The organism is Streptomyces sp. NPDC052701 (genome assembly GCF_040678355.1).
In the GTDB taxonomy this organism is placed as follows: Bacteria; Actinomycetota; Actinomycetes; order Streptomycetales; family Streptomycetaceae; genus Streptomyces.
On the sequence record NZ_JBFATO010000087.1, the window covers coordinates 1 to 1330 of the forward strand.

1 protein-coding gene is annotated in these 1330 nt (G+C 65.6%); it reads right to left on the bottom strand.

All coding sequences use genetic code 11. The features are described from left to right. Positions 1-27 precede the first annotated feature (27 nt). Positions 28-1280 (bottom strand): IS3 family transposase gene (locus AB0L29_RS35500; protein WP_365833480.1). Its coding sequence is split into 2 segments (ribosomal slippage): positions 28-1001 and positions 1001-1280, totalling 1254 coding nucleotides; the frame shifts between segments, so codons are not numbered across the junction. Between the last annotated feature and the right edge of the window lie 50 nt (positions 1281-1330).

The window sequence follows — 1330 nt, forward strand, 5'->3', positions numbered from 1 at the left end:
TGAACCGCCCCGGGTTCGGTAGAGATCTCAGTTGGTGGTTGTGACCTGGGGTTTCGTGGTTGTCAGGTAGTAGCTGGTCTCGTATTCGACGGGTGGGACGTGGCCTATCTCACCGTGCAGGCGTCGGTGGCAGTACCAGTCGACCCACTCGGCGGTGGCCAGCTCGACCTGGGAAAGGGTCTTCCAGGGCCGCTGCGGCTTGATCAACTCGGTTTTGAACAGGCCGATCGTGCTCTCCATCAGGGCGTTGTCGTATGCGTCGCCGACGGAGCCGATCGAGGCCGCTATGCCGGCCGCGTCCAGGTGCTCGGCCAGCTTGAAACTGGTGTACTGGCTGCCCGCATCGCTGTGATGTATCAACTCGCCCCGAACGTGGGGATGTTCATCGCGGTCGCGCTGCCACAGCGCCATCTCCAAAGCGTCCAGGACGAGCCGGGTCTCCTTTGACGTCGCGGCGGACCAGCCGACGATCCGGCGGGAGAAGGTGTCCACGACGAAGGCGACGTAGACCACTCCGGCCCAGGTCGCCACGTGCGTGAAATCCGCAACCCAGCAGCGGTTCGGCGCGCTGGCGACGAAGTCGCGCTCGACGCGGTCGGGTGCCCGCTCGGCTTGCTGGTCGGGGATCGTTGTGATGACCTTCTTGCCACGGACGGCGCCGGCGATGCCCAGCTCGCGCATCAGCCGTTCGACGGTGCAGCGGGCCACCGTGCGGCCCCGCCGGTTCAGCTCCCGCCAGATCTTCCGAGCCCCGTAGACACGGTAGTTGTCGGTGTGGACCTGCCGGATCAGCTCCTTGAGTTCCGTGTCCCGCACGCTACGGACGGACGGAGCGGCCAGTCGTTTCTTGTGGGCGTAATAGGTGGAAGGGGCGATCTTGCAGTCGTGCCCGGTGAGCGTCCTGCAGATCGGCTCGACACCGCCGAAGCGGTCCCGGTGCTCGTCGATGAACGCTACGAGCGCGTGTGTGGCCGGTCGAGCTCGGCCGCGAAGAAACTCGCCGCCGCCTTGAGGATCTCGTTGGCCCGCTTCAGCTCGGCGATCTCCTTCTTCATCGCCTTGAGCTGGGCCGATTCCTCCGTCGTCGTCCCCGGCCGCGTCCCCGCGTCGATCTCGTGCTGCTTCAGCCAGTTCCGCAGCGTCTCGCGGGAACCGATGCCGAGCTTGTCGGTGACCGCCTGCAGGGCGGCTGTCTCGTTCGGGTAGTCGCCTCGCACCTCGGTGACCATGCGCACCGCACGACGGCGGAGCTCAAGCGGGTAACGGGAAGGTCGTGCCATGACTCGATCCTTTCATGAAATCGAGTCTCCATTCGAGCCGGTGCGGTTCA